4 protein-coding genes are annotated in these 2,893 nt (G+C 70.9%); 3 read left to right on the top strand and 1 reads right to left on the bottom strand.

Translation table 11 applies throughout. The features are described 5' to 3' along the window. The 3 genes from G6023_RS12580 to G6023_RS12570 all read left to right on the top strand — a co-directional run. A partial coding sequence (locus G6023_RS12580) for a histidine phosphatase family protein (protein WP_472986440.1) occupies nucleotides 1-803 on the top strand: 803 nt, incomplete at its 5' end. A 3-nt stretch (nucleotides 804-806) separates the two neighbouring features. After that, a complete protein-coding gene (locus G6023_RS12575; RefSeq protein WP_182635810.1) occupies nucleotides 807-1,415 on the top strand; it encodes a TlpA disulfide reductase family protein in 609 nt (202 codons plus the stop codon). Beyond that, nucleotides 1,412-2,272, top strand: coding sequence for a cytochrome c biogenesis CcdA family protein (locus G6023_RS12570; protein ID WP_182635808.1), 861 nt, complete (start codon nucleotides 1,412-1,414; stop codon nucleotides 2,270-2,272). The genes G6023_RS12575 and G6023_RS12570 overlap by 4 nt, the downstream gene beginning before the upstream one ends. Nucleotides 2,273-2,292: 20 nt before the next feature. Here G6023_RS12570 and G6023_RS12565 read toward each other — a convergent pair. After that, nucleotides 2,293-2,893: HNH endonuclease signature motif containing protein (locus G6023_RS12565; RefSeq protein WP_182635806.1), on the bottom strand; the 601-nt coding region annotated here is incomplete at its 5' end.

The raw sequence follows: 2,893 nt of genomic DNA, 5'->3' as shown, positions 1-2,893 counted from the left end.
CGCCGCCGTCGCTGGGCGGGTCCGGGGCCACCGCGGCCCCGGCTGTGCCTCCCCTCGAGTCGCAGCCGGAGGGGTCCGCGGCCTACGGGGCCGAGCCGGGGACGATCGCCGCTCCGGGGCAGCCGGTCTCGTCGTCGTCGACCCCTCATGACACCTCGGCTCGCGCCGGCGAGACGCAGACGATCGTGCACCTGGCGCGTCACGGTGAGGTCCACAATCCCGAGGGCATCCTCTACGGGCGGCTGCCCGAGTTCCGACTGTCCGAGCTGGGGCGGAGCCAGGCCGAGACCGTCGGCCGGGTGCTGGGACAGGGGCACGACATCGTGTCGATCGTCGCCTCGCCGCTGCAGCGTGCGCAGGAGACCGCGGCCCCTCTCGCCGAGGCACTGGGCCTTCCGGTGGGGATCGACGCCGACATCATCGAAGCAGACAACCGCTTCGAGGGGCGCAAGGTGGGCGGCCCCGGCGGCGCCCTGCGCGACCCGCAGTACTGGCCGATCCTGCTCAACCCGATGCGGCCGTCGTGGGGTGAGCCCTACCTGCAGATCGCGCACCGCATGATCGGCGCCGTGTACTCCACCCTCGACACCGCCCGCGGTCACGAGGCCGTCCTGGTGAGTCACCAGCTGCCGGTCTACACCACACGCCGCTTCCTCGAGGGGCGGCGCCTGTGGCACGACCCGCGCAAGCGGCAGTGCTCGCTGGCCTCGATCACCTCGCTGGTGTTCGAGGGCACGACACTGCGCGACATCGTCTATTCGGAACCGGCGGGGGCATCCGACCCGTCGCAGACTGGAGCCTGAATCATGCGCAAACCCAAGGCCGCCCTCGTCGCGCTGCTGGTGACCGGCGCCCTCGTCGGCGGCTGTGCGACCGGCGACGACGCCGTGGTGGTGGGCCCGGAGACGTTCGAGTTCGTCAGCCCCGACGGGCAGATCGAGATCCACTACGACCCCCCGGCCGAGCGCAAGCCCGTCGCCACGCTCACCGGCCCCGACCTGCTCGACCCGGACCGCACCCTCACCGTGCAGGAGGACTTCGCCGGCGAGGTGGTGATCCTCAACCTGTGGGGCCAGTGGTGCGGACCGTGCCGGGCCGAGTCCGACGACCTGCAGCGCCTGCAGGAGGAATTCGAGCCCCAGGGTGCCACCGTGTTCGGCATCAACCTGCGCGACCCCAACCGGCAGAAGCCGGTGGACTTCGTCAAGGACAACGGCATCACGTTCCCCTCGATCTGGGATCCCAGTAACGCCGCGGTCGCCGCGCTGCGAGGCTTCCCGACGTCCGTGGTGCCGGCGACGATCATCCTCGACAAGCAGCACCGGGTGGCCGCCGTGTACCTGGCCGAGATCACCGACGACGAGCTGCGCGAGACCGTCGGCGAGCTCCTCGCCGAGGAGGTCGACCAGACGTGAACCCGGAGACGATCCTGCTCGCACAGAGTGTGGGGGAGACGTTCCAGCAGACCGTCGCCAGTGGCCCGATCCTGCTGGCTCTGGGCGCGTGCATCCTGGCGGGACTCGTGTCGTTCGCCTCGCCGTGCGTCATCCCGCTGGTGCCCGGTTATCTGGCATACCTCGCCAGCGTCGTGGGCGCCGAGCGTCCGCCGGCTACCGCTGCCGCCGCCGAACGACAGCGGGCCGCCACCGCCACGCTGACGATGGAGGAGCGCCGCACCCGACGGTCCTCGCGAGCCCGAGTGGTGGGCGCGTCGCTGTTGTTCGTGGGCGGGTTCACCGTGGTCTTCGTGATGCTCAGCGCCATGGTGCTGGGCACAGTGCAGTACCTGGCACCCCAGCAGGAACTGCTGCAGCGTCTCGGGGGCGTGGTGACGATCCTCATGGGGCTCGTCTTCATCGGCCTCGTTCCCACCCTGCAGCGGGACACCCGCATGCAGCCCAAGTCGCTGTCCACCTGGATCGGCGCCCCGATGCTCGGCGCCGTGTTCGCCCTGGGTTGGACCCCGTGTCTGGGTCCGACCCTGGCTGCCGCGCTCTCGGTCGCCGCGGGCACCGGGGTCGACGCGGCGCGCGGAGTGCTGCTGATCGTCGCCTACTGCCTCGGCCTGGGCCTTCCGTTCATCATCGTGGCGTTCGGCTCCACCTGGGCGATGCGGACCGTCGGCTGGCTGCAGAAGCACACCCGGACCATTCAGGTTTTCGGCGGAGTCATGCTCATCATCGTGGGTCTGCTGCTGCTGTCCGGCGGGTGGGCGCTGTTCATCGACTGGCTGCGCGACTTCGCCATCTCGAACACCACGCTGCCCATCTGACCCACCCACGCCGGGCGTCATCACGCCGCCTCCCGGACTGCGTCATGGCGTCGAGTGATCGCGGCGTCGAGGTCGTGGAGGAGCGCGAACGGGAGTATCGGCGCTTCCAGCGGTGTGGGCGGTGGTGGTCCGGGTTTGGGCCGCGGCGGGTCGGCCGCGCGGGAGGTTCCGGCGGGTGGGATCCACCTGACGCCCTGGGGCGCGCGCGAGTCGGGGGTGGTGGACCAGCCGGTGTCGTGGATCATCGCGTGGCAGTCGCCGCTGGCCAGGGCGAGTTCGTCGATATTGGTGAGGCCTCCGGCGGCCCAGGGTCTGCCCGCGTGGTGGGCTTCGCAGTGTCGGGCGTCCTGGTCGCAGTCGGGGTGTGTGCAGCCTCCGTAGGCAGCGAACAGGGCCAGGCGTTGGTAGCGGGAGGCGGTGCGGCGACTGCGGAACAGTCGCAGGTCGATCTCCTTGTCGCACAGGGCCAGGAACCAGTGGTTGCCACGGGCCATGGCCAGCGCCTGGGGCACGGGTACGCGGATTCCACCGTCGGTCTCGCCGCAGCCGGCGAGCGTGGCCAGCTGGTCGAGGTCCACGCGGACCACGATCGCCGCCGGTGCGCCGGTCTTGGCGGCGTCC

The organism is Dietzia sp. DQ11-71 (assembly GCF_014144995.1).
GTDB classification, from domain to species: Bacteria; Actinomycetota; Actinomycetes; order Mycobacteriales; family Mycobacteriaceae; genus Dietzia; species Dietzia kunjamensis.
This window is presented reverse-complemented; position numbering and strand designations above follow the sequence as displayed.